Below are 25153 nucleotides of genomic sequence, written 5' to 3' on the forward strand. Positions count from 1 at the left end.
ATTATAAAAAAAACAATTACTTTTGTACCAGTTACCATAATCTTGTTAAATGTGTAGGTGAATCATCGTTCAATATGGTTATCTATATTACCGCCTGTTAGATAATCCGTCTATTACACATTCTTGCAAACTAAAAACCCTTATCATTTAAGGGTTTTTGGTTTCTTTTGCTTTTCAAAAAAAAAAATTTTATTACTTCGGCAAAAATTTCCATGAGACATAAGTTTTAGTTCCCTTTTTATTATTTATCATTCTTTATTCCTGACACTAAGACGATAGTCACACAGATTCTTAGAGTTTTAGTCTGAAGTTATTACTAATGATTCCTTTGATTTCCCTAGACTTCATCGGGTGTAAAAAACATCAGGGTGCTTAACATCGCCGTAACCTGAGTAATAAAACATGAGAATTGACCTGTTATACTTTTATAAATATAAAGGCTGTTACCGACAACGGTAACACCTTATAACCACGCTTCTCTAAGCAATTGAACACCTTTATGTATTTCTTGCTCTGTTACCCCTCCGAAACCAAGTAATACAATGGATTGTTGTCTAGCGGCGTCATAATTTTCATAATAAACCGAGGTAGGATAAACCTTAACCTTTTTATCCATTGCGCTCTCAATCAATTCTTTTTCGCTCATTTGATTTTGCACACTTAATAATAAGTGTAATCCTGAATCACCACCAATAATTGCTGCATTTTTACCAAAGTGATGTTCAATAGCATCAACTAACGTTTGTTGTTTTCTACGGTAAACTGTTCGCATTTTATTTAAGTGTCTTTCCCAGTGTCCATTTTTCATAAATAACCATAAGGTATGCTGATGTAAACGAGATACTGTCTGCTTATAGATGGAAAAATGTTGATGATATATACTTAATAGTTTAGGAGGTAAAACCATATAACTTAATCGTATGGAAGGAATGAGTGATTTTGAAAATGTACCTAGATAAATTACCTTCTCTCTGTTATCTAAACCCTGTAATGAAGGAATTGGTTTTCCTTTATACCTAAATTCCCCATCATAATCATCTTCAATAATGTATCTTCCATCGTTGTCAGCCCATTTAAGCAATTCCATCCTTCGGGTGATCGGCATAATTATCCCCATTGGAAATTGATGTGAAGGTGTAACATAAGTAATGTTTGCCGTACTTTTTTCTAGTTCTTGGATGCAGAGTCCTTCATCATCAAGTGTTACTGGATTTACTTTGACCCCTTGGTCCTTAAGAGCCTCTCTAGTTCTATGAAACCCCGGCTCTTCCATAGAAAAGACGGCATCTCTTCCAATAATCATCGTTAATAAACTAATTAAGTACTGTGTTCCAGCTCCAATGATAATTTGACTTGGAGAACATCTTACACCTCTTGACTGATATAAGTACTTAGCAATTTCCTGTCTGAGCAATAACTCTCCTTGTCTCTCACCATTTAAAAACATTGAACTCTGATCTTCAAAGAGGCTTTGAACCGTTAACTTTCTCCATATTGAGAATGGAAAAAAATCTAATGCGATTTTTCCATGACTAAAATCAATCTCATAATCATCATTGTCTGCTCTTTCAATATAGTTGCTACTTGGTTCATGGTTTGTGGTAGAAATCACATCTTTATCTACTTCTTTTACATAAACTCCTTTTCTAGGAAAACTTTCAACATATCCCTCTGCTTGTAACTGTTCATAAGCCGTTTCTATCGTGTTTTGACTTACCTCTAGATGGAGAGAAAGCTTTCTCTTCGACGGTAACCTTGCTCCTGGCTCCATTCTTCCGGATAGTATTTCCTGTTTAATATATTTATAGAGTTGAATATATAATGGCTCTTGACATGTATAATCCAAGTTAAACGTAATCTCAATCATTTCTATCCTCCAATTCAAAACTGGCATTGTTAATTATATTATAACTGACCCTTTTACTCATATCAGTAATAACATAAAATCACTGTATAAATGAAAGGAGATGCTTCATAAATGAATACTTTCGCATCAAAAGATCAGATTATCTTCAGGGTGAACTCATCTATTACCCCAACAGAATTATCAAATGTATTTAAAGAATCTGGAGTAAAGAGACCTTCGGAGGACCTATTACGATTGAAACGAATGATTGAGAATGCTGACATTTTAATCAGTGCTTGGGATGGGGAAAAGTTGATTGGAATAGCAAGAGCGATTACAGATTTCAGCTATTGCTGTTACTTATCTGATTTGGCTGTAAATAAGGAATATCAGAAACAAGGAATTGGGAAAGAGTTAGTTACATTGGTTAAAGAAAATATTAGCGACGAGGTTACACTTCTTCTATTGTCATCTCCTACTGCGATGAATTATTACCCACGAATTGGTTTTGAACGTATTGATAATGGGTTTCGAATTCTAAGAAAAATATAATTTAACCAACTAGATTTAAGTTAGGCTACAATGATGTCTGTATTCTTTGATATATCACGCAAACAAAAATCGCCCTATCTTAATTGATAGGGCGATTATATGCAGTGTATGAAAAGTAATTATTATTTCTTCTTTTTTTCTACAATATGCAGTAGTTTATAAGGTTCAGTTATAATTTCCGAAAAGAAATACATTCATCTTTATTCTTTAATATTTGGATAGTCACAAAGTTCAATCAACGTTCCATCCGTGGATATAGGGTTTATATATATAAGCCTTCTTCCACGTGCGTTAATCCGAAAGGTATCCTCTAGAAACCTTATTCCATTATTCCTTGCATCAAGGATCGCTTTGTCTAAGTCATCAACTTTATAGGCAATATGGTGCACCCCTTTGCCTTTTTGCTTGATAAATCGGGCAATTGGTGAGTTTTTGTTCGTAGGCTCCAGTAATTCAACTATTTTATCGTCGGTTCTGACAATCGCAACATGTACCTCAACACCAGGTATATCACTGGTATAACGGTCTTCTAATACACCATTTAAGACATTAATATAGAATGGCAGAGCATCGTCTATACTTCTAACAGCAATTCCAACGTGATCTAGAACAGATTTCAAAACAATTCCTCCTTGTTGCTACTAAACTTTTTGGAAAACAGAAATAGTTATAGTATTCATCCACCAAATATCTTTTCACTTTAAAAATGAGCATCAGTAGTCACATCTATAGTAAGATCCCCCTTCAGGATTAGTCCTTAATCCAAAATATAACCCTTATAATTTTTCTTTGGCTTTTTTATGTAAAGACCACAATACATAATCCTAAACAGATATCTTTAAGACAGTTTGATATAGTTTTACAAACTTCTTTTTAGTCATACATTCATTTCTAAATTAATACTTATGAAATATGTATAAATTATAATATCACACACATATTAAACGTTACGGAATAAAGATCATGGCAATCTTTGTGAGGGTGGTTAGGAAATGGAAATCGAACGTAAAAAAAGGTTAGTCTCGAAGGCAAAAGATATTTTAAATCCCGAAAAATCTATGAACTTAAAGGTTGTGCCTTGGCACTTTACTAAAATCACCAAAGCAAGTAACTGGTTTGGCAATAATAACAGGGTACAGCAAGTAATATCAAATTATTATGATATTAAAAAATAAGGGCAAAATTCATCAAAGAATTTACCCTTCTTTACTTATGAATGAACCACTTTTTTTGTGATAATGCTGTTATTGGTAATTTTAATATTGGAGCTGCGATTACTGCCTGTTACAGCGTTTCCACTTAAAATGTTTTTAGCTTTATTACGGTATTTCTTTATAGCTTTGACCGATGCTGAATTCTCATCTTCAACGGTAATTGTGACCTTGTTTTTCTTCGGCATAATAATCACCTCTTTACATCTATTTTACTCTCTATCAACTAATTCTTCAAGCTTCCTCTACCACTATTAATTCTAATAGTTCAAGCATTTCGGTTCTCTCATAATACTGTAAGGCCAATGAAACTAATCCTGATATTAAAATCGCATCATATTCATCAAACTCTAAATCAAAACTTGATAAAGCAACAGCATAGTCTCTTCCCTCATATTCAACAACCGTTAATAAGTAGTTTTTTATGTAAATATGATCTTTGTTTTCTTTGTTGATTGGAATACCTTCCATTCTTTTTTGTGCCAATTCATACGCATTCTTTACAATCATTGGAATCTTATAATCTCTTTTAAAGCCTTCGCCAGTATACACTTTGTAATCAACTACATAATCCCAGGTCTCCAGATAATGCTCGCATAGAGACTTGAGCACCAACTCTATTCCTTCTTCAATGGTATCAAAGTTCTTTGCCATTTCAGCATATCCGTTCGCATATTCCTCTCTAGACCACTTAGAAAGAAAATAGATTTTTTGTGTGGTGACATTCAACACGTTAATAAGATTATCTCCTTGTTTTTCTACCTCAAACTCAAAGTTAAAAAACTTCAATCTCTTAAGCCTAGTGAAGGCAACCGGAAATAATAAAAATAAAAAAATCCAAACAAGCAAATAAAAGATATGCTTAACAATACTTAAAATAATAGGGTTTGTTACGATAGGTTCAACCACAAGTGTCGTCAGAGTAGCTTTATTGTGAGCTATGTTTGCGGTCTGCTGCTCAGTATTACTCGGCTGTTTTGTTTGTTGAATCGTAGTCGAATGATTGGTTTGCGGAAGTGATATTAAATCTTTAATAAACATCCCTAAAATAGCTGCAAATCCAACTGAATAAATAACTATGATCAAAATTTTCAACCAATCTCTTCTAATAGGATGTTGCTTCCCTTCTGTTCCCCCCATATTAGCCAATAGTTTCTCCTCCATTTATGTACTACTTAAGACTAATTATATCTTCATTTTAGTTATTTTCGACAAAATATTCTACAGAAAAGTGACTCTTTGTACTTTTTAAATATGACAATAGCCAAAGTTTTTCATACAGTTTGTACAAAATAACTTTCGCTTCTTACAAACAACCAACAACAGTCTAACTACTCATTGCATAAAAAAACAGCCAAAATGGCTGTTTTGAACTGTTTTATATTATTTTTTACGAACATTGTCATTTGGTGAATCACCAGTACCATTTTTAGCCTTACTATTTGGAGTTCCATAAATCTGATTATCATCTGTAACTTTTGCTCCCTCTAAAAACTTTTGCTTTGTTTTCATTGTTTTATCACCTCCTATCAAGCTATAAAGGTTACAGAGTTCGTTATTTGCTCATCAAAATAAGCAGAAGAGTCAGAGTAATAGCTATGTAAAAACAAATAATTAATTCGGAATAAAAAATACTAGCCAACATGTTCTTATATCAATATATTTTATACAAATAATGAATCATGATGTAATTTCACAATATTATCGAAAAATAATAACAACTTCACAGACGAATAGGACTTTATACCTAAAACAATACCTTTAGAATCACAAGTTATTCTAAATAGAAACTCAGTTAAAACTTGTGCGTACAAGTATATTTTATTGCTGTTATTACAAGTATTCCTATGATAGCTATATTTACTGCTTATAACTAAATTCAGTCAGGTGCTTTTTAAATATATGGAAAAAGATCCGAAGTTGATTAATTTATTCAATAAAGATACAAACACCAAAAGCACCAACTAGCGGGTAGCTTTGTTTTAATTAATGCAAGCTTCGTTCAATCATTTCTAATTCATTCAATAATTGGTTAACTTCATCATTATTTAACCTAATAGGCAATTGATCATTAATGGTAATCAAATGCTGGTCATCATGATGAATAGATTTTGCTAGATAATCTGATAACTGCTTAATTTGTTGTTTTTTCATTACACTTTGTGTTGATAATTGCTTAACTTGTTTTAAAATGTACTGATTATCAACAATTTCACCCTGAATTATATTTTCCATTTAACCAAACCACTCTTTCTTTACTAATTTAAGTTTAGTATCTCTTTATGAAAAGTTTTTATCAGTTTACATAATATTATTATGGGTAACTTTAAACCAAACCGTTTTTTAGTTAACATAATATTTTTATGATCAACAAAAACCCCGTGAACAATTATTTCATTGTTTTACGGGGTGATCTTTTTTATAAATTGGTTCCTTGCCGATTCTGAATCTCTATACTCTAGCGCTAATAATTCCTCTAAAAGTAAACTTCGTTTTTGTAGGCTTTGTACATTTAGCTTTATTAACTCCCTACTATTAAAGAGGAATTCTAGGTACTCTTCATAAGATTCATCATACTTTTTCATAAGATCTTGTTTAATTTTTTTTGCCAAATGTGGACTTGCTCCTGAAGTTGATATACTTATATTAAGCTTACCTCTTGCAAATGAGGCTGGTATATGAAAATTTCCCAACTCATGTTTGTTTACAACATTGATTAACTGGTTATTAGGTATATTTGCAGCAATTTTCTTATTAAGTTCTATTGAATCCGTCGCTGCAATTGTTAGAAACTTATCCAGATAGTCAGTTTTTTCTACTTCTCTCTCAAGAACATCAACTTGATTTTCCAGTGAAAGCTGTTTTATCTCCTCGCAAACAACTGGACTCACTACTGTGACTTCGGCTTTTGCATCAAGAAGCAATTTGACCTTTCGAAGGGCTATCTTTCCACCACCAATGACTACACAAGGTTTCCCTTCTATTTCAAGCATGATGGGTAACATCTAAAATCTCCTTACTAAAGTGTAAATCATTATCTGTAACTTCAAGCATTCTTGTAACAATAACTTCTTCAAGTATTTGATGATAACCAAGGTAGTTACAAAGTATAAATTCTTTACTATTATCTTTGTTAATCTCTTTAATCTTCTTCTCCATCGTTTTCATCAGAATACCTGTAAACAACAGATAGGGAACTACAAAAATCCGCTTTTTTGAGCTTTGCTGCGCCCTTATTAAACCTTCTTCAAAACTTGGTTCACATGCTGCTAAGTAACATGTTTCAACCTGGGTTTGCATTTTTGTTGATAAGAGCCTTGCAAGCTCCGAAAAATCTCGCTGAACTTCAGGATCACTAGCCCCTCGACCGACTAATAAAATCGATGAGTCCTCAGTTACCGCTACACCTGTATCCTGTATTCTTTCACTTACAATATCAATCATTTGAGGATGAACACCTATTGGTCTTCCATACTGAATTGTTACTTGAGGGTATTTCTGTTTCATCTTAATTAGTTCCTCGGGAATGTCCGATTTAGCATGTCCTGCTGTAAGCAACAATATGGGGAGAGCTGAAATTTTCGTTGCACCCTTTTCCACACATCGACTAAAGGCTTCTTCAATACTTGGTTCGGCTAGTTCAAGAAAACAAGCTTCCTGTAATGGAAATGTAGCATAAAGTTTTTCCATACATTTTTCTATAAAAGCCTTAGCCTCTTCACTAGCCTTTGGTATTCTACTTCCATGACATATATATAACAAAGCTTCCATTAGTTTTCACCCTCACTTGATCCTACCGGCTTAAGTTCCTCAAACCATTTAATATGATTGCGCATTTTTACTACTTCACCAACAATAATCATACATGGATTTTCAATTTTTTCCCTTTTCACTACATCACTAATATTATCGAGTGTGCCGATAACTGTTCTTTGATGAGTTGTTGTTCCCCAGTTTATAACGGCAACAGGTGTACTGGATGGCTTACCATAGTCAACTAACTTTTTTTGAATAAAAGGAAGATTTTTGACACCCATGTATATAGCAATCGTATCTACACCCTTGGCTAACGATTCCCATTTAATCACATCTTCTTCGAAATTTTTACGATGACCTGCAACGAAGGCAAAAGAAGAACTTAACTCTCGGTGAGTAACTGGAATTCCAGCATACGCTGCCGCAGCAATTGCAGAGGTAATTCCTGGAACAATCTCAAACTGCAATTTATTCTGGTAAAGTACCTCCGCTTCTTCAGCCCCTCGACCGAAGACAAAAGGGTCTCCACCTTTTAACCGCGTAACAATTTTACCCTGTTTCACATATTCAACAAGCAACTCATTTATTCTTTCTTGTTGTAATGTATGACACTCAGGTGATTTCCCACAAAAGACAAGCTCAGATCCCTCTTTCGCATAACTTAATAGCTCCTTATTTACTAATCGATCATATAAAATCACGTCAGCGAGTTGGATACACTTCATTCCCTTTAACGTAATTAGTTCTGGATCACCAGGACCTGCTCCAACAAGGTATGCTTTACCCATGAATATCCACCTCTCCCTAGAAAATTCTATGTATTAATTATCTTTTATAAAAGGTGACTCTCGTAAAACTTGTCCCTTTTAACGTTCATGCAAAATGATTATTGCAATTCAGGCAGAGTGGAATCTATCTATTCCCAAACCGCATACCTTTTACCTATACTATAACCTATTTTAACTCTACAATTAGCCGATTAAGATCAATCTTATTAGAAAATAACCTTTATAAATAAGGAATCTGGAAATTATATATTAAAAAACAAATGAAACAACGGGATAAAGCTCCCAGATGCCTCATTTGTTATCTATAATATCACAAAAATTTGTTTCAAAAGTAAGAAATATCACAATCTTTGTCAGACTAATTCCTTTTCTTTTAAGTAGGAGATAACCTGTTCTACACATTCCTCAATTGAAAATTTGTTAGTTTCGATTGTTACTTCAGGTTGTGTTGGCTCCTCATACGGGGAACTAATTCCAGTAAATTCAGGAATAATTCCTTGACGTGCTTTTACATAAAGTCCTTTTGGATCACGAACCTCACATTCTTCAATTGGGCACTTTACAAATACCTCGATGAATTCACTTTCATCTAATAACCCACGAACAAGTGCACGGTCTTCCTGGAAAGGTGAAATAAATGCCGTAAGGACCACTTGCCCGCTATCAACAAATAATTTTGAAACTTCACCAATTCTACGGATATTTTCTTTTCGATCGTTGTCAGAGAAACCTAAATCTTTGTTCAAACCATGACGGATATTATCACCATCCAGAACATACGTCCGAGCAGATAATTCATGGAGTTTACTAGCAACGGCATTTGCTACTGTTGATTTTCCTGATCCAGATAATCCCGTAAACCATAATACGAAGCTTTGATGATTATTAAGATTTCTACGGTCCTCTTTAGTTAAGGATGCTTGATGCCAAACAATGTTTTCATTCTTACTCATGTCTATAATACGCCCCTTTAGTTAACTCCTACAGTTTCTCTCTTCAAGCCGGTAATTAGAACCTCTACAACTTCTTTTCGGCTGAATGTACTTGGTGGGATTTCCCCGCTACGAAGCATTTCTCTTACCTTTGTTCCAGATAAAATCATATGATCTTCTTTACTATGTGGACATGTTTTTGTTGAAGCCATGCCTTCGCACTTCTTGCAATAGAAACTATGCTCAAAGAATAATAGCGAAATACCTAGCTCATCTGCAGTAAAGTTACCAAATATAAGTTGTGCATCATACGTTCCATAATAATCACCAACACCAGCATGATCACGCCCAACGATGAAATGTGTACAACCATAATTTTTACGAACCATTGCATGGAAAATAGCTTCTCTCGGCCCTGCGTATCTCATTGCAGCAGGAAACACTGCTAAATATACACGATCTTCAGGGTAATAGTTCTTCAATAACACTTGGTAACTTTCCATACGGACTTCTGCTGAAATGTCATCAGACTTTGTTTCACCAACTAGTGGATTTAAAAATAGACCATCTACTGTTTCAAGTGCAGTTTTTTGAATATATTCATGAGCACGATGAACAGGATTTCTTGTTTGAAAACCTACAACAGTATTCCAGCCCTTTGATTTAAAGACTTCTCTTGTTTCTGTAGGGTCGAGGTAAAAGCTTTCAAATTTATCACGCTTAATTCTACTAATTAATGTAATTGGTCCACCAACATAAACAGAACCACGTTCAAGCATTTTATTTACACCAGGATGTGCAACATCTGTTGTCCCGTAAACATTTTTAGCTTCTTTTTGTTTATCAGGAGTAAAGATATCCGTAATTTCAATCATTCCATAAGTAACTCCATCTTTTACTAATTTAGCCGTTTCGCCTACTGTGAAGTCGTTACTTACATCTTCACTAACTGGTAATGTAATTGGAATACTCCACACTGAACCACTTGCTAAACGCATGTTTTCAACAACAGATTCATAGTCTGCTTGACTTAAAAATCCTTCTATCGGGCTATATGCACCATTTCCAATTAAGTCTAGATCACTTAGTGCAATTGTATCAATTTCAATTTCTTTCTCGATATGTTCAATATTTACTGAAGGATTATAACGGTTAATCAGTTTTCCTCCATGTGGTGTGCTTAAAGTCATAATAAAATGCCTCCTAATTTTAGTATTCATATCTTTTTAGTTGGAATTGTGATTAAATTCCCCCACCATTTTCTTGGTATTGTCTTTGGTCTTCACGAATGGTTTTAATTAAACTTAAAGTACCCAATGTAGCTGCGCAAACACCTAGTAAAATAAACAATGTATAGAAATCTTCATCAATGAACAACTTGACTAAACCATATGAAATCACCATCGAGAAGATTGGGGATACAACCCATACTTTTAAAATCTTAACAATTACTTGTTTTTTCCAAATGTCCATTCCATTTTTAGCCATACCTATTCCGATGATAGCCGAGCTTGTAACTTGTGTAAGGGGCACTGGTAATCCGAAAATTGAAGCAATGATTACTAAGACTGCTCCGGTACCTGATATAGCTCCACCCTCTAACAATGAAATGCTTGTTATTTTCTTAGCATTTGTTTGTAAGACTCTTCCACCAAGGAATAGTGCACCAAGAGCGATAAAAAACCCTCCAAAGAGAATACCAGGTCCTATATCAATAATGCCTGCTCCAACTAGCGGACCAACCGCATTGGCAACATTATTCATTCCAGCTGAAAATGCCTCAAGGAAACCAATAACGATAACAAAAGCCGCAATAATTGGCTTGTATTTTGCTGATTTTATTTGAGGATATTTTTGTTCCAGCCTTTGTATGACTTTACCTAGAATTAAGGCAATCGTAAATCCTACGACCGGAACGATAATCCAAAAGCTAACGATAATTAAGATTTTCTGTAGATAAAGTGCTTGTAATGCGATCCCAACTCCAATAACAGCGCCAACTGTTATTTCACTTGTGGATAAAGGGATTCCCAATAAATTTGCAATGAATAACGATAATGTAGCAGAGACTAAAATAATTAAAACAACCTTCACAGATAATAATGACTGTGGAACGATTTCAGATCCAATTGTTTTAACTACTTCACTTCCCCCAATAAAAGCACCAAGGAAAATCGCGATTGCACATATAATCAGTGCATTTCTTCGCTTTGCGATCGCCCCTGACCCATAAGCTATGCTTATAGAAGCTGCTGCGCCACTAGCACCGATATTCATAGCGAAAAACAAAGCAATTATGCAAGCGGCTATTGTTAATGTCATTATTTTTACCTCTTTTTAATTTTATGTGTGTAGTCCACATTCAACTTTATTCGTTCCTGTCCAGCGACCTGATCGTAAGTCATCAGCATTAAATACCGGCTTTGTACAGGTACTACAACCAATACTTGGGTACCCATTATCATGCAATGTATTGTAGTCAAGTTGATGCTTATGAGCATATCTCCAAATATCTTTCCACGTCCAATGGATTAGTGGACATACCTTTATAGACTTGAAACGATTATCCAAATTTAAAAATTCTGTATTTTTTCTTGTTTCTGATTGCTCTCTACGCAACCCTGAAATCCAAGCCGTTACACCAGAAAGAACATCATTTAATGGTGTTATTTTTCTTATATTACAACACAGGTTGGGATTTGATTTCCAAAGCTCTTCACCATGCTGTTCAGCTTGCTGTTCTAATGTGAGTTCTGGTTTCTTCATTTCAATCGTTAAATGAGGATATCTCTTTTTTACTTTTTCAATAAGCTCATATGTTTCATCAAAATGTACACCTGTATCAAGGAATACGATGCGTGCTTTGTCTGTTACTTTTGATAATAAATCAATCATCACTATTCCTTCGATTCCAAAGCTACAAGCATAGACGATTTCATCTTGATAATGGCTATATGCCCAATTCAGTACATCAAGGGCACCTTTTGTATCATTTTCTATATCAAATTCATTTTTTTCAGTTTCATTAAAGTTTTCATAAGTAAGTAATTGACTCAAGAAAAACCTCTCCTCTCATTTCAATACTGTATTAAACAGCCTTTTCTCTTTATCCAAATTTCCAAAAGATTACGAGTCTAACACTCTAGAGTCCTATTAAAATGCAAAATTAATCTTTCTTGCAATTTAAATAATTCGTATTGATTTTTAAATTTTACCATATCGACTTTAAAAGTCAACCATTTTCATCGGAATAGTCCGGATATAAAAATAAGAAAATTTTTTTGCTAAAAAACTTGTATCACTTTACAATAAAATTAATAAAAATCTAACTTGATGAAGGAGAATTATATGACTGAGAAGTTATATTACACACAACCAAAGTGTAGTGAATGGGAAACAAGTATTACACATATAACCCAAGAGGATGATTACTATTTAGTCACACTGAAGGAAACAGCTTTTTACCCTGAAGGTGGTGGACAACCTGCTGATCAAGGGTTTATTGATCATATTAATGTGATTGATGTGATTGAAAAAGATCACCGAATATATCATAAGGTGCTAACAAAGCCTTCTATCAATCGTGTTACGTGTAAAATTGATGATCATAGACGTTTTGATCACACTCAACAGCATACAGGTCAGCACTTACTTTCAGCCGTTCTTATTGAGCTTTTTGATATTGAAACAGTTAGCTTCCATCTCGGTACGGATACAGTAACGATTGATATCAATACGAAGGAAATCACTGATCAGCAAATTTTAGAAGTCGAACAAAAGGTAAATCAATACATATATGATGACATTGAAATTAAAACCTATTTTGTACAAAAGGATGAATTATCGAGTTTACAATTAAGAAAAACACCAAGTGTTACAGAAGATATTAGGATTGTTGAGATAAAAGGAATTGATGTTTCTGCATGTTGTGGAACACATGTAATTCACACTGGACAACTTGGATTAATAAAAATTGTCAAAACCGAAAAAGTTAAGGGAAATACTCGAGTACATTTTAAATGTGGATATCGCGCCTTAGAGGATTATCGTCAAACTTCAACAATACTAAACGATATTTCTCACCATCTTAGTAGCAATAGAGAAGCAGTTTTGTCAAACCTAAAAAAATTAGAGCTTGAACATAGAAACTTACAAAAAGAATTAGAGGAAGTAAAAGAAAAAAATAATCAGTTTTTAGTACAACAATTGCTAGCTGAGCATCCTGAAAAAGTAATAAGCCTTTCATTTACTGACCGTTCTCTTAAAGACTTACAAAGTCTTTCAAGGCATTTTGTAAGCAGAGTGGTTGTTTTTCAATCACTTCTTGATAAGAAACTTTTGCTCTCACATGATGGGTTGATCGACTTTCATTGTGGCCAATTTTTTAAAGAGCATCTAAAACAATATCATGGTAAAGGCGGAGGGAATGCCTTAAGCTCCCAAGCTAGTTTTGATGATATTCAGGATTTAGAACAGTTCGCAAAATTTACAGAAAGTGCTGTTATTGAGAAAATGGCAGCTGTTAATCAATGATAGATGCACACATTCATCTAGATCAATACCAAGATATTGATCAACAAATACAACATTGGATGAACCAAGGTATATCCCATATTGTAGCTGTCTCTACTGATTTAGCTTCAAGCTATAAGACGCTTGAGTTGAAAATTCGTTATCCAAATTATATAACGGCTGCGATTGGCTTTCACCCTGAGCAGCCTCTTCCAATTGAGCACGATATACTTGAATGGCAACAGCTTTTAAAGAAGGAACAGAACCTTATCTCTGCAATTGGAGAGGTAGGACTACCTTATTATACAATTGAAAAACAAGCAGACCGAATCGAAGAATATATCGACTTTTTAACAAGAATGGTTATTGTATCGAAAGATAGAGGCCTACCACTAATTTTACACGCGGTCCATGAACACGCTGAGATCGTGTTAGATTTACTTAAAAAGAATCAAATTACATCCGCACATTTTCATTGGTTAAAATGTAAGGCTCCTATTTTAAAGATGATTATTGATGAAGGATATTTTGTTTCGGTTACACCAGAGGTTGTTTACAGAGAACGTGACCAAACATTGTTATCTCAAGTTCCATTAAGTCAGTTACTTTTAGAAACGGATGGACCTTGGTCCTTTAATGGTCCTTTTAAAGATAGAGATACCTCTCCAGTTTTTCTAAATGAAATGCTTCCAATCATTGCTGAGATAAAAAGGGAAACTAAAGAGACAATTATCTTAGAAACGAGCAAAAATGCATGTAAGCTCTTTAAAATTTAAACAATAGACAGTAAAAAAGGTTTGGTAGGCACAATCGATGAATAATTACCACTTCATCATTTTTCTATCAAACCTCTTTTTAATTTAAAATTATGTTACTTTGTTATTACTTAGTTTCAGTATTTCATTCGCTATACTTCACTCTCTATTCACTTTATATTCTATCAACCAACAATCACGATACTTCCCTTCATGTAATTCATGTTCGGGTAATATACGTACTTTTTTAAACCCACATTTTTCATAACACTTTATCGCTCTTACGTTTTGCATTTGTGGTTCCATTAAAATTCTGTCGGCGGATTTATTTGTTATTAAATACTTTACCATCTGACTAACTACTAATGTACCAATTCCTTTATTCCAATAATTCGTATTCCCGATAAATTGATCCATCCCGTAGATTCTTTCTTCTGGATGGTAACCAGTTAATTTACTCGTGGTTTCGTTAATTCTATAATATTGGATATATCCGATTTCAATCCCTTTATGAATAATAATATTGCCAACTACCCCATTGTCCCGGTTGAAAAATTTCTTAATCACCTTGTTTACATCAAATGGGTTATCTCTACCTTCATAATATCTTAGTACCGCAGGATCTGATAACCAATTGGATAATACTAAACTATCTTTTTTTAGTAATGGACGAATTGTTATATCACTTAATTCGATAACCACTTTAATCCTCCTAGGTGAAGATATGGTTTAAATATTTTTAGGTTAGTAATTATTAGTTCAATTCCCAATTTAATTATAACTATATTACTTCTTTTCTAATGATTTCTACAATATAAATCGACTAGTGTGTATTGGGAAAATGATATTTCCTCTACTTTATTACATACCAAATTCCCTACAGTTTTCCCAACCTCCATTTCTTTAACGGCCTTTCCATTTTTTGGTGAAGCTTCAGCAAAAGGACCTTTACAAGAGTCAAAGCAAGTCACAGCGAAGGTCGAAAAGGATAAATATGTTAAAGGGGAAGTTATAGTCAAATTCAAGGACAGTGTCAGCATAGCGAAGCAAAACAAAACAGTCGAAACTTTTGGGGGTGAAATCCTCTCAGATAGCGCTGAAGGAAAATCTCCATTTAAAGTTTTAAAAGTAGGGAATGTAGAAGCGGTTGTGAAGGCACTTAATAAAAATCCAAATGTTGAATATGCTGAACCTAATTATATTTTAAGCGCCACTTGGACACCTAATGATACTTATTATTCTGGATACCAATATGGACCTCAAAATACATCTACAAACTATGCGTGGGATATAGCTAGAGGAAGTAGCAGTCAGGAGATAGCAGTCCTAGATAGTGGTGTCGATTATAATCATCCAGATTTAGCAACTAAAACCATCCGTGGTTATGACTTTGTTGATCGTGATTACACTCCAATGGATTTAAATGGTCATGGCACACATGTTGCTGGAACTGCCGCTGCAGCTACTAACAATTCAACTGGGGTTGCTGGAATGGCACCAAACACAAGAATTCTGGCTGTAAGGGTACTTGATGCTAATGGTAGTGGTTCTCTAGCTAATATTGCTAACGGGATTCGTTATGCGGCAGATTATGGTGCTGAAGTTATCAATCTATCACTTGGTTGCGATTGTGCATCTACAACACTTGAAAGTGCTGTTAATTACGCATGGAACAAAGGGTCTGTTCTTATCGCAGCTGCTGGTAACAGTGGTGTAAGCACAACTTTTGAACCAGCATCATATGCAAATGTCATCGCAGTTGGGGCAATTGACCGTTATAATCGTCGTGCTTCTTTCTCTAACTATGGTACTTGGGTAGATGTTACAGCGCCTGGTGTGGACATTGCTTCAACAGTTCCAAATCGAGGATATTCATATATGTCTGGGACATCAATGGCTTCCCCTCATGTAGCCGGCCTAGCAGCATTACTAGCTGGTCAAGGAAGAAGTAACTCACAAATTCGCCAAGCAATTCAACAGACTACAGATAAGATTAGTGGAACAGGTTCTTTCTTCAGATATGGAAAAATTAATTCTAATCGTGCGGTTCGTTACTAAAAGTCAACTAAATTAATTAATACAAATAAGAGTACCTAGTATTCTTGTAAGTATTTCAGTTTAAGAGAACAAAAAAAGATAAATAGCATACGAAATTTGTATCATTATCAAGACCTAATCTAAAAAAAGATAAATCATTAAATTAAAGGACATAACATATTTTAAATGACTAATATGTTATGTCCTTCTCCTTCAACTAACTCGTTAATGATATAAGGAAATCTATATAATCTTACCAGTGTACTTGAAGTTTATTACCATTTGGATCATAAAAGTGGAAAAAGGAGTGACCATTATCTTCTTGTATATCCTCCACCTTAACTTGATTATTAATTAGGTGTTGATGAAATTCAGGTAATTCTGGGCTTGTAAAGCCGATACTAAAAGCTGATGCATTATTAATTGTAAAATGTGAAAATGTTTCATCGTCGGTAGGAACTAAGATAAGTAAAAATGGTCCCTCATTTACTTTAATAATCGCAAATGGATCATCAGTAATGCTTAATAACTGTAACCCTAATATATCTCTATACCACCCGGCAGACTGTTCTAAATCTTTTACAGGAATTCTAATATAATGTACTTGTTCAATGAATGATTTACTCATATTTACCTTTCCTTTAACCATAATAGGAGCTTCCCGCAACGATAGTTCCCTGTTCAGCTATTGCCCCATATACACTATAGTACATCCAGAACAGAGGTCCATGCTGGAGAAGTTGGTTTTATAATTTTAAAATGCTCTATGTCAGGTAGGATAACAAGCTTTACGTTTTCTCCCTTTTCTTTAGCATAATTGTAATAATCCCTACTTAAATCTACTGGTACGTGGCGGTCTGACTCTCCATGTATTAATACTTGTTCTACTTTTATTGGCACTAATTCTGCTGGGGAAGTCAGTTTGTAACGTTCATTAACTTCATCTGGCGTTCCGCCTAGTAGATTAGCTACATGACTCCTCATTCCCTTTTGATCGTGGATTTTCCACATCTTCACCAAGTCCGTAACACCAGCTAAACTGATAACTTTCTGAAAAGCAACAGTAAGCTCATTAAATGCTCCATTGTCCTTACTACTAGCTTGGATTCTTGAGCCTAACCAAAGTGCTAAATGTCCACCTGCTGAGTGACCTATTACAGTAACATTTGATATATCTAGAGGAAAAGATTCCTTTATCCTGTAAAGATAATTAATAGCACTAATACCATCATTAAATGTTCCAGTCCACCCTCCTCCATCTTCACCAACTCTCCTATACTCAATATTCCATGTTGCAAAACCTCTCTTGGTCAAATCTTCAGCAATTGGATTATTTTCTTCTAAGTTATATCTTGCTTGCCAAAATCCCCCGTGAATTAAAACTATCACTGGACATGATTCTAAATTCTCAGGCACTCGTAATACACCAAATTGAGATTCATGTTCCCCATAGTAAATCTTAAATTCATTTTTCATTTATACTCTCCTTAATAATATTGTGTTAATTGTTTAATTCGATAAATATAGCCACACTTCCTTTATAGAAGAGTGGCTACTGTCATTTTGCTTATTTAACTGTCCTGTCTTAGTAAAAAAGCGACTGCTTCTTGTTCAGCAATCGCCCCCGTTAGCTTAATTAACATCACTTTTGTAAATATCTAAAATTGGCTTTGTATAATTATCGAATTTCTCAGTATCAAGTAAACTTATCCATTTAACTTCTACTAAATCTTCATTTCCAACCAAATTTTTATCTAATTTTAGACTTCCACCGATGATCTCAGCTAGGAAGGAGTATTTTTTTTCATTCTCATATAAAAGTTTGGTGATTTGAACATTAAAGCCTGTTTCTTCCTTCACTTCTCTTATACAAGCCTGTTCAGGAGTTTCATTGCGTTCAATTCCCCCACCTGGAAAATTCCAAACAATATCCCCTCTTTGCACATACTGTTTCACCATTAATAACTTATTATCCTTTATAATTATTGCTTGTGAAATCATAAACTCTCTCTCCCTAATCCTTTTATTTAATTAAATATACCTTCCTGCTTATGCATACAGATAGGTAAGGGTTTGAAATTATCGTCCCCTTTTCCCCCTGTTCACACCAGTACGTGCGACTTTCACCGCATACGGCGTTCCAACTAAACCAATTTATTCTTTCTATGTATTAAAGCAGACGAGTGCTGTATTTCCAATGTTAGATTATTTCATTTTGACACTTTAATCGTAGTTTATTTACTTTTTCTCTCTGCTTGCTATTAAGCTTCAAGGATTGTAAAAGATTTTCTATTTTAATTTCGTCTTTAAGATGTATCAATTGATGTATTATTTTATGAACAATAATCAGATTTGAATAGTTATCATCTCTCGAAAGGTAATAGGGGTTTATATGATGGCAATGCCATTCATGAATCCCTAACTCTTCACCTAATATGGCACATTTTCCATATTGGGCGATAAACTTACTAATCCTGTTATCATTGTATTCAATAGATCTATTTGGAATGTAGTTTCTCATGATGTAGGAAAGCGTTGTTTTATCAATAGCTTTCAGGCTATTGTGTATTTTAGCTCTACCTTCGGCAGTAAAGTTACAAATCGTTTGTGAGAAACACAGTGGGGTTTTCCACCGTTGGGCATGTATAGGAACAAATACCATTTGTTTTACCTTAAATAGCCTAGCCTTGTAACCCTTGTACCTTTTCTGTAAAGTTTTAGTCATATCATGAAAACTTGCCTCGGTTCTAATGTTCTTTAATTGATTATATAATGCTTTGCGGAGATGAGCGTTTAACTCATTCAGATTAATAGTAATGTTAGTTGCGAAAGAGTAATAGTTTTGGATTCCCATCACGACAGTATTGAAATTCCAAACAGTCTGGATGCAAGGTTTTCTTTTGACTACTTTTATAGCTTCCTTAATCTTTTGAAAGGCATTTTCTTTAGCCTTCTTCGACATATCGGACCTTGCTACATAACCAAATCTTGTTTTTCCTTTCCTAACAGCTTTTATTGAGAATCCAAGAAACTCGGAAGAGTTTTTCTTTAAATTTATTACCCTCGATTTCTCTTCGCTTGTTTCCAAATGAAGTCTTTTTCTCAAGAAATCTCTCAATGCGTAATTCATTTTTATTGCCTGTGACCTAGTTCTGCACATTACCTTAAGGCAAGTAGACCACTGGAACCTCCCCAGTAGTCCCTCACAGAACCGGACGTGAACCTCTCAGCTCATCCGGCTCCCATTATTCAGCCGTAGGTTTGATACCTAATTCCCAGTGTTTGAAAAGCTTTGGATTTTGTTTTGCAATTCTTCCTAAAAGGTGTTCAGCTCTTTTCTTATGCCGAGACAGCTTCTTATATTTCTTTCGTACCCACATGATTAAGGCTTTATTGATGTGCCTCAATGTTGAATACATTTCAGATTTATAGAACTTGCCATAGTAATTAATCCAGCCTATTATCTTTGAGTTAAACATCTCGGAAAGGTCCGTAAGAGCTTTTTCAGCCTTCAACTGTAGCTTCCAACCCCTCACTTTTTGCCGAATTGCTTTCTTAGATTTATTACTAATCGCAGGTGTAAAGTTGATGAAATACTTTCCCCATCTATTCTTTGAACGCCTTGGCTTGAACATGTACCCAAGAAAGTCAAATGAGATATTTTCATAATCTTCTTCTCTATCGTCATCTTTACAATACACAATTCGTGTTTTGGTGGGATGTAGTTCAAGTTTGCATTCATTCATCCTCTTATTTAAGGAGTCTAGCAATTCCAGTGCTTCACTTTCAGATTTGCAGTGTATGACTGCATCATCCGCAAATCTCGCAAATGGATTGTTAGGATGGTTAATTATCATCCATTTATCAAATGTGTAATGTAGAAAGAGATTGGCTAGAACAGGGCTTATGACACCACCTTGCGGTGTGCCCGAAGTACGTTCTAAGATACCTTCCTTCGCTTGAAAAGGTGCCTTTAGCCATCTTGTAATATATAACTTTACCCATTTGATATCTGTGTGCTTTTCTACTGCTCTCATTAATAATTCATGATCAATATTGTCAAATAATCCTTTGATATCGAATTCTAGAACCCAGTCATACTTCCAACACCTTTTACGTGTTATCTCTACTGCTTGAATTGCATCCTTATTAGGTCTATAACCATACGAGTCCTCGTGAAAGAAAGGTTCCACCAAGGGTTCAAAATATAGTTTCACAACCATTTGGGCAATTCTGTCTGAAACAGTCGGTATTCCTAGTGTTCTGGTACCTCCAGTTTTCTTCGGTATCTCTACCGCTTTTACAGCTGGTGGGAAGTAACAACCTGAGGACATTTTGTTCCATATTTTATAGAGATTATCTTTTAGGTTCATTTCAAACTCTTCTATTGACTCATCATCAATTCCAGCTGACCCTTTGTTTGTTTTCACTCTAAGAAAGGCATCATAAACAGCCTTTTTAGATATCGCAAATGGCTTTGTTTTATTCATAAGTTCCTCCCAATAGTTGGTTGACTTGCTCATAAAAACTGAATAACATAACCCCTTTGCTCCACCTCCGTTAGGAGGTTTCATAGCTACTACGAGTTATTCCGCCCCTATACATGGCATTGGTACTCTGATTCTTGTGGGGCTTCCACTTGAATTTCTCCCTTAACATCCATGTCGTAGGTTCCCACGTTCCACACCCAAGCCTATATTAAGTTCACGCCGCCTTTATACCGGTCACCGAACGGACAGTAAACAGGTTTCCTCCGAACTTATCCTGAGTTAACGACTCCCCCTCAGTTTTGATGACATCCCTACGCTTTCGATACTTCTTCAGCGGTTCAATGGTTTTCGTCTCCTTAATATATACCTGACAGAATCTTGTTCTGCCTTTTCCTTAACGCTCAATACCATAGCTTTTGACTACAGCACCATAAGGTGGTTTGCAATCTCTACCTGTATAGCGATTGCGAGAGGCCTACTCTCATCTTGAGTGCAGCACAGCTTCCTTGTGTGCTTACGCACACTTTGGTTGCTTTCGTGGCACACAATCGTCCGCATAACGGACGATGAAGCACTCTTTTAAAGCCGTTTTCTTCAATTGCTGATATTTACTACCAATAAAGGAGTATGTATATCTGCTCTCGAACGTTTCCCATTGGTCACTTAACCACCAATCCAATTCATTCAATACAATATTTGAAAGTAAAGGTGATAGGATTCCTCCTTGCGGAGTACCTTTTGTAGGAATACCCTCTCCTTCAATCTCTGCTTTTAATAGCTTAGATATAATAGAAAGAAGTGATTTATCCCTTATTCCTAATGACCACATTTGTTTAAGAAGTTTGCCATGATTCACATTATCAAAGAAACCTTTAATATCCACATCAACACAATGATGGAGCCCAGTTTGATTGATAAGGAATTCAAGTCTAGCTTTAGCGTGATGAGTGCTGCGGTTCGGTCTAAATCCATAACTATGTTTATGGAATTTTGCTTCACAAATTGGCTCTAAGATTTGAAGTATGCATTGTTGAAAGATTCTATCCCAAACCGTCGGAATTCCCAAAGGTCTGGTTCTCCCTTTCCCTTTTGGGATGAAGACACGCCTTACTGTTTGTGGTTTGTACCTTTTGAACATGGATTGAACCTTCGCTATTACATCTTCCACTGTTAAATGTAAGATATCGTTAATAGTTAATTTATCTGTTCCCGCAGTTTTGCTACCTGTGTTTCTTTTGATGTTTCGGTAGGCAAGTCGTATATTATCTTCAGAACACATTAATTCTGTTAAGTCATAGAAGTGATGACCACTGACACTTTGAGCATATAGTGAATCCAAACAATTTTGCATACTATAATACTCACTGTGTCTCAGTTTCTTCCGTTTCAATAAGTTGGTGACCCCTTTCGGAGTTAAACCTCTATTAGTCTCACGAGAACCTTATTAATCGATAAAGAACTGCCTTACTTGGTTGAATAAATCTTTATTAGTCTAGTGGCTATCCCTCCATGTAGGTTAGACATTTCATTGGTACTGTGCCACCACTTTCACTGATATAAAGGCAAGTTTTTCCAATGAATCGTTGGGAAGGAAAATAACAATGATAGTAGTTGTTGTGCAAGTCCTCCCCGTTATCAGCTTACAACGTTGAGTTATATCTATTATAGAATGAAATTAGGTGCTTCCTGTAAGCCTGTTAGCATTCATACGCCTGTAACGTATCATGGGTGTTCATATTAGTTATTTTTACTTACCCACATCTAACATCACAATTTGGTGATATACACATTTCTATGTATTGCAGGTATAGACCCGTACATCCAGAAGTTTGTCAGCTTAACCTTTTCTTTTAGGTTTCTTCGCATACTCACCATATTCATTCAACTCAAGCATCATGATTTACACCACCCCTTCGGGTAGGCTTTCGACAGTTAATATTACACTGTTACGGTAAATTCTCACGCCTGTTCACCGAGCTCTTAACACTATCATTCTTGCTAAATCAAGTGCTAATGGACTAAGAGAGAACCCTTCAAGGCGTTACCCTATCATTTGATTCTTCGATATAACCCTTCAGTTCCATAAGGAACTGCCTAACCTTTACCAGAGTGATGTAACCATCCTCCATTTAAGCTAGGAACATTTCGCACAAGTAACCTGCTCAATAGTCAAAAAGCGAATACTCTTATTGAACACTCGCTCACCGATAGTTTAAGTGCATTTTTTCACAATCAATAAAAATGCACTGTTTGTTTAAATGGAATTCACTCCATCAATTCATCTATTATCTATGTGACTCTTAGAACAATCTTTCCCTTTGTACGCCCACTTTCAATGTGCTGGTGAGCCTCTACAATCTGTTCCAAGGGATAACATTTTTCAATAACAGGTTTTAACTTTTCTTGTTCCACAAGACTACATGAAAAAGCCAAGTCTCCATGATTTGGTTTTGTAAAATGAATCTTTGCCTTTTTTCTACCTAAAAATGATCCTATCATCACTTGAAACGGATGGTATTTAGGGAAAAATAAGTGTTCAGTAATATAAACACCTTTCTCGGTTAAAGAACGTAAGCAACTGAAAAAGGTCCGCTTACCAACAGCATCCAGAATAACATCGTATTTATTTCTATGATCAGTGAAATCTTCCTTAGTATAATCAAGGACATAATGAGCCCCAAGATCCTTAACCCAATCTAAATTGGAGGTACTACAAACGGCAGTTACTTCAGCTCCATAGTAATTTGCAAGTTGAACAGCAAAATGCCCTACTCCTCCAGATGCTCCATATATTAAGACTCTTTGTCCTTGCTTTACCTGAGCTACATCTCGCAAAGCTTGTAACGCAGTTTGAGCAGCACATGGAATAGCAGCAGCATCTTCAAAAGTTATGTTTTTCGGCATATGACATAGGAAATTCTCACGTGGAGAGACATATTCAGAATGGGAGCCGAAGCAACTCCCAAAAACGTGGTCACCCACCTTAAATTTGCGAACATTTTCACCGACAGCCTCAATAGTACCCGCAACATCTATGCCTAGTACGGGATTTTTGGGTTTTGTTAGTCCATTATCCAACCTTGTTGGTAAATAACCCTTTCGGTACAAATAGTCCATAGTATTGACAGATGCACTGTGAACACGAATCAACACCCTGTCTTGTTCCTTGATGGATGGTTTTTCAATATCCTTTATACTCATAACTTCAGGGGGACCGTAGTTACTATAAATTGCTGCTCTCACCTGCATACCTCCATAATAATTCTATTTTAAGGCGTTTATTTAATATAAACTCTTTCCCTTATTATATGGTGTATTTCTAAATATTCGGACTCTTTAATAAAAAATTTTTTAAACCTACTCTATTAGTTCAAGATAGCTAACGCACAGAACAACCATCAGAAAAATAAAATATAACATTAAAACAAATATTTTCTCCTTAGAGTCTTTATTTTCAAAGATTAAAGCTGCAGACAGAATTGATCGCTAACGCAAGATAATCCGTTACGGCACATTTTCTCCTCTGTCGAGATACTTTTATATTAATTGCCTCTTAAGCTAAACTGCTGCTATACTTCAATAAAAAAGGTGCGAAATCCTTCTTTAAGATACGCAACCCGTTAGCTGAATATCTAAGACCATTCGTCTAAAACCCATCCTTGTTCCATTCTTTCCTTTAGTAAGGTATCATTCCAGGTTCCCCAGGGCGACAATTGTTTATGTTCATTAGTCAAATCTTGAACTTTCTCCCTTGCCAAAGTCTCATAATCAACAATATGCCAAACAACAAATTCACCTTTTATAGTGTGTTTACTTCAAAACTTTTTTGGTAACACAAAATCTTTAGTTATTTCATAATTCATCTTACTGCTTACTAACTTTTGCTCCTTGAACTTGGATATTATCATGTTCTAAATCAACAATAACAGTCATATATGTTTCCTCTTTATATAGAACAATACAGGTAACTTGTTGTTTAACTAAGAATTGGAATATTAATCCATTGTTTATTTATTCGATATCCACATTCAAATTCCTTCTTAAGCAATCCTTCTTTCAATATTCTATAACAATAACGTTAATTGCTAACTTAATAACTTTCACAAACAAAGCACTTCTCCGTCTTAAAGAAATGCACCAATAGTTGTAGAATAACTATTAACTACCAAACCGTAATCTTTCCATTGCCAGCATAAAGCATCGCAGCTTCTGGACCATCGCAATCTACTTCTTTAAGTGAAATCTTCACCGTAACATAAGGGATTCCACCATTC

The 25153-nt window shown here is 35.0% G+C and carries 25 protein-coding genes and 1 pseudogene; 5 read left to right on the plus strand and 21 right to left on the minus strand.

Going from position 1 to position 25153, the window contains the following annotated elements; genetic code table 11:
• Positions 1 to 463 precede the first annotated feature (463 nt).
• Positions 464 to 1867, minus strand: coding sequence for a MocR-like pyridoxine biosynthesis transcription factor PdxR (pdxR, locus tag BK579_RS14990; protein WP_078546798.1), 1404 nt, complete (start codon positions 1865 to 1867; stop codon positions 464 to 466).
• Positions 1868 to 1978: 111 nt separating this feature from the next.
• Here pdxR and BK579_RS14995 point away from each other — a divergent pair, with 111 nt between their 5' ends.
• On the plus strand, positions 1979 to 2398 hold the full coding sequence (locus BK579_RS14995) for a GNAT family N-acetyltransferase (protein WP_078546800.1): 420 nt from the start codon (positions 1979 to 1981) through the stop codon (positions 2396 to 2398).
• A 200-nt stretch (positions 2399 to 2598) separates the two neighbouring features.
• Here BK579_RS14995 and BK579_RS15000 read toward each other — a convergent pair whose 3' ends face one another.
• Positions 2599 to 3018, minus strand: a complete 420-nt coding sequence (locus tag BK579_RS15000) for a VOC family protein (protein ID WP_078546802.1) — start codon at positions 3016 to 3018, stop codon at positions 2599 to 2601.
• A gap of 372 nt (positions 3019 to 3390) precedes the next feature.
• Here BK579_RS15000 and BK579_RS15005 point away from each other — a divergent pair, with 372 nt between their 5' ends.
• A complete protein-coding gene (locus tag BK579_RS15005; RefSeq protein WP_078546804.1) occupies positions 3391 to 3573 on the plus strand; it encodes a hypothetical protein in 183 nt (60 codons plus the stop codon).
• A gap of 35 nt (positions 3574 to 3608) precedes the next feature.
• Here BK579_RS15005 and BK579_RS15010 read toward each other — a convergent pair whose 3' ends face one another.
• From BK579_RS15010 to BK579_RS15055, 11 genes are all read right to left on the minus strand, one after another.
• A complete protein-coding gene (locus tag BK579_RS15010; RefSeq protein WP_078546806.1) occupies positions 3609 to 3797 on the minus strand; it encodes a hypothetical protein in 189 nt (62 codons plus the stop codon).
• A 46-nt stretch (positions 3798 to 3843) separates the two neighbouring features.
• Entirely contained in the window at positions 3844 to 4758 is a 915-nt protein-coding gene (locus BK579_RS15015) for a hypothetical protein (RefSeq protein ID WP_078546808.1), read from the minus strand.
• A gap of 234 nt (positions 4759 to 4992) precedes the next feature.
• The gene (locus BK579_RS26755) at positions 4993 to 5121 is read right to left on the minus strand and encodes a hypothetical protein (RefSeq protein ID WP_268876468.1); all 129 of its coding nucleotides are present in this window, start codon (positions 5119 to 5121) and stop codon (positions 4993 to 4995) included.
• A 474-nt stretch (positions 5122 to 5595) separates the two neighbouring features.
• Positions 5596 to 5844, minus strand: coding sequence for a hypothetical protein (locus tag BK579_RS15020; protein ID WP_078546810.1), 249 nt, complete (start codon positions 5842 to 5844; stop codon positions 5596 to 5598).
• Between the two features lie 167 nt (positions 5845 to 6011).
• Positions 6012 to 6614, minus strand: a complete 603-nt coding sequence (locus tag BK579_RS15025; RefSeq protein ID WP_078546812.1) for a precorrin-2 dehydrogenase/sirohydrochlorin ferrochelatase family protein — start codon at positions 6612 to 6614, stop codon at positions 6012 to 6014.
• On the minus strand, positions 6595 to 7380 hold the full coding sequence (locus tag BK579_RS15030; RefSeq protein ID WP_078546813.1) for a sirohydrochlorin chelatase: 786 nt from the start codon (positions 7378 to 7380) through the stop codon (positions 6595 to 6597). The genes BK579_RS15025 and BK579_RS15030 overlap by 20 nt, the downstream gene beginning before the upstream one ends.
• Positions 7380 to 8153: a uroporphyrinogen-III C-methyltransferase gene (gene cobA, locus BK579_RS15035; RefSeq protein WP_078546815.1), complete on the minus strand. Its 774-nt coding sequence runs from the start codon at positions 8151 to 8153 to the stop codon at positions 7380 to 7382. Before cobA ends, BK579_RS15030 begins: the two co-directional genes overlap by 1 nt.
• A gap of 353 nt (positions 8154 to 8506) precedes the next feature.
• Positions 8507 to 9106 carry an adenylyl-sulfate kinase gene (cysC, locus tag BK579_RS15040; RefSeq protein WP_078546817.1) on the minus strand — a complete coding sequence of 200 codons (600 nt, stop codon included), beginning with the start codon at positions 9104 to 9106 and terminating at the stop codon, positions 8507 to 8509.
• Positions 9107 to 9123: 17 nt separating this feature from the next.
• The gene (gene sat, locus BK579_RS15045; RefSeq protein WP_078546819.1) at positions 9124 to 10275 is read right to left on the minus strand and encodes a sulfate adenylyltransferase; all 1152 of its coding nucleotides are present in this window, start codon (positions 10273 to 10275) and stop codon (positions 9124 to 9126) included.
• 52 nt (positions 10276 to 10327) lie between these two features.
• Positions 10328 to 11407 carry an inorganic phosphate transporter gene (locus BK579_RS15050; protein ID WP_078546821.1) on the minus strand — a complete coding sequence of 360 codons (1080 nt, stop codon included), beginning with the start codon at positions 11405 to 11407 and terminating at the stop codon, positions 10328 to 10330.
• Between the two features lie 21 nt (positions 11408 to 11428).
• Positions 11429 to 12142, minus strand: coding sequence for a phosphoadenylyl-sulfate reductase (locus tag BK579_RS15055; RefSeq protein WP_078546823.1), 714 nt, complete (start codon positions 12140 to 12142; stop codon positions 11429 to 11431).
• 291 nt (positions 12143 to 12433) lie between these two features.
• Between BK579_RS15055 and BK579_RS15060 the strand changes: the two genes are divergently transcribed.
• On the plus strand, positions 12434 to 13618 hold the full coding sequence (locus tag BK579_RS15060; RefSeq protein ID WP_078546824.1) for an alanyl-tRNA editing protein: 1185 nt from the start codon (positions 12434 to 12436) through the stop codon (positions 13616 to 13618).
• Complete coding sequence (locus BK579_RS15065) at positions 13615 to 14373, plus strand: TatD family hydrolase (RefSeq protein WP_078546826.1); 759 nt, start codon at positions 13615 to 13617, stop codon at positions 14371 to 14373. The genes BK579_RS15060 and BK579_RS15065 overlap by 4 nt, the downstream gene beginning before the upstream one ends.
• A 138-nt stretch (positions 14374 to 14511) precedes the next feature.
• On the opposite strand, the gene BK579_RS15070 is transcribed toward BK579_RS15065, so the two are convergent.
• Positions 14512 to 15054 carry a GNAT family N-acetyltransferase gene (locus BK579_RS15070; protein ID WP_078546828.1) on the minus strand — a complete coding sequence of 181 codons (543 nt, stop codon included), beginning with the start codon at positions 15052 to 15054 and terminating at the stop codon, positions 14512 to 14514.
• Between the two features lie 126 nt (positions 15055 to 15180).
• Here BK579_RS15070 and BK579_RS15075 point away from each other — a divergent pair, with 126 nt between their 5' ends.
• On the plus strand, positions 15181 to 16410 hold the full coding sequence (locus BK579_RS15075) for a S8 family peptidase (RefSeq protein WP_235848440.1): 1230 nt from the start codon (positions 15181 to 15183) through the stop codon (positions 16408 to 16410).
• 232 nt (positions 16411 to 16642) lie between these two features.
• Here BK579_RS15075 and BK579_RS15080 read toward each other — a convergent pair whose 3' ends face one another.
• The 7 genes and pseudogenes from BK579_RS15080 to BK579_RS15110 all read right to left on the minus strand — a co-directional run bounded on the left by BK579_RS15080 (position 16643) and on the right by BK579_RS15110 (position 24122).
• Positions 16643 to 17017, minus strand: a complete 375-nt coding sequence (locus tag BK579_RS15080; protein ID WP_078550620.1) for a VOC family protein — start codon at positions 17015 to 17017, stop codon at positions 16643 to 16645.
• A gap of 74 nt (positions 17018 to 17091) precedes the next feature.
• The gene (locus tag BK579_RS15085; protein ID WP_078546830.1) at positions 17092 to 17865 is read right to left on the minus strand and encodes an alpha/beta hydrolase family protein; all 774 of its coding nucleotides are present in this window, start codon (positions 17863 to 17865) and stop codon (positions 17092 to 17094) included.
• 156 nt (positions 17866 to 18021) lie between these two features.
• Positions 18022 to 18390, minus strand: a complete 369-nt coding sequence (locus tag BK579_RS15090; RefSeq protein ID WP_078546832.1) for an NUDIX hydrolase — start codon at positions 18388 to 18390, stop codon at positions 18022 to 18024.
• A 199-nt stretch (positions 18391 to 18589) separates the two neighbouring features.
• Positions 18590 to 19519: a hypothetical protein gene (locus BK579_RS15095; RefSeq protein ID WP_204524724.1), complete on the minus strand. Its 930-nt coding sequence runs from the start codon at positions 19517 to 19519 to the stop codon at positions 18590 to 18592.
• 115 nt (positions 19520 to 19634) lie between these two features.
• A complete protein-coding gene (ltrA, locus tag BK579_RS15100) occupies positions 19635 to 20879 on the minus strand; it encodes a group II intron reverse transcriptase/maturase (RefSeq protein ID WP_078546836.1) in 1245 nt (414 codons plus the stop codon).
• A gap of 547 nt (positions 20880 to 21426) precedes the next feature.
• Positions 21427 to 22230, minus strand: a pseudogene (locus BK579_RS15105) (reverse transcriptase domain-containing protein); the annotation flags it as partial.
• A 938-nt stretch (positions 22231 to 23168) separates the two neighbouring features.
• Entirely contained in the window at positions 23169 to 24122 is a 954-nt protein-coding gene (locus tag BK579_RS15110) for an NAD(P)-dependent alcohol dehydrogenase (RefSeq protein ID WP_169891156.1), read from the minus strand.
• Between the last annotated feature and the right edge of the window lie 1031 nt (positions 24123 to 25153).

The organism is Litchfieldia alkalitelluris (assembly GCF_002019645.1).
GTDB lineage: Bacteria > Bacillota > Bacilli > Bacillales > Bacillaceae_L > Litchfieldia > Litchfieldia alkalitelluris.

Coding starts and splice junctions, on each gene's coding strand:
- pdxR (WP_078546798.1), bottom strand. CDS start 1,867: ATGATTGAGATTACGTTTAACTTGGATTATACATGTCAAGAGCCATTA.
- BK579_RS14995 (WP_078546800.1), top strand. CDS start 1,979: ATGAATACTTTCGCATCAAAAGATCAGATTATCTTCAGGGTGAACTCA.
- BK579_RS15005 (WP_078546804.1), top strand. CDS start 3,391: ATGGAAATCGAACGTAAAAAAAGGTTAGTCTCGAAGGCAAAAGATATT.
- BK579_RS15010 (WP_078546806.1), bottom strand. CDS start 3,797: ATGCCGAAGAAAAACAAGGTCACAATTACCGTTGAAGATGAGAATTCA.
- BK579_RS26755 (WP_268876468.1), bottom strand. CDS start 5,121: ATGAAAACAAAGCAAAAGTTTTTAGAGGGAGCAAAAGTTACAGATGAT.
- BK579_RS15020 (WP_078546810.1), bottom strand. CDS start 5,844: ATGGAAAATATAATTCAGGGTGAAATTGTTGATAATCAGTACATTTTA.
- BK579_RS15025 (WP_078546812.1), bottom strand. CDS start 6,614: ATGTTACCCATCATGCTTGAAATAGAAGGGAAACCTTGTGTAGTCATT.
- BK579_RS15030 (WP_078546813.1), bottom strand. CDS start 7,380: ATGGAAGCTTTGTTATATATATGTCATGGAAGTAGAATACCAAAGGCT.
- cobA (WP_078546815.1), bottom strand. CDS start 8,153: ATGGGTAAAGCATACCTTGTTGGAGCAGGTCCTGGTGATCCAGAACTA.
- cysC (WP_078546817.1), bottom strand. CDS start 9,106: ATGAGTAAGAATGAAAACATTGTTTGGCATCAAGCATCCTTAACTAAA.
- sat (WP_078546819.1), bottom strand. CDS start 10,275: ATGACTTTAAGCACACCACATGGAGGAAAACTGATTAACCGTTATAAT.
- BK579_RS15050 (WP_078546821.1), bottom strand. CDS start 11,407: ATGACATTAACAATAGCCGCTTGCATAATTGCTTTGTTTTTCGCTATG.
- BK579_RS15060 (WP_078546824.1), top strand. CDS start 12,434: ATGACTGAGAAGTTATATTACACACAACCAAAGTGTAGTGAATGGGAA.
- BK579_RS15065 (WP_078546826.1), top strand. CDS start 13,615: ATGATAGATGCACACATTCATCTAGATCAATACCAAGATATTGATCAA.
- BK579_RS15080 (WP_078550620.1), bottom strand. CDS start 17,017: ATGAGTAAATCATTCATTGAACAAGTACATTATATTAGAATTCCTGTA.
- BK579_RS15085 (WP_078546830.1), bottom strand. CDS start 17,865: ATGAAAAATGAATTTAAGATTTACTATGGGGAACATGAATCTCAATTT.
- BK579_RS15090 (WP_078546832.1), bottom strand. CDS start 18,390: ATGATTTCACAAGCAATAATTATAAAGGATAATAAGTTATTAATGGTG.
- BK579_RS15095 (WP_204524724.1), bottom strand. CDS start 19,519: ATGAATTACGCATTGAGAGATTTCTTGAGAAAAAGACTTCATTTGGAA.
- ltrA (WP_078546836.1), bottom strand. CDS start 20,879: ATGAATAAAACAAAGCCATTTGCGATATCTAAAAAGGCTGTTTATGAT.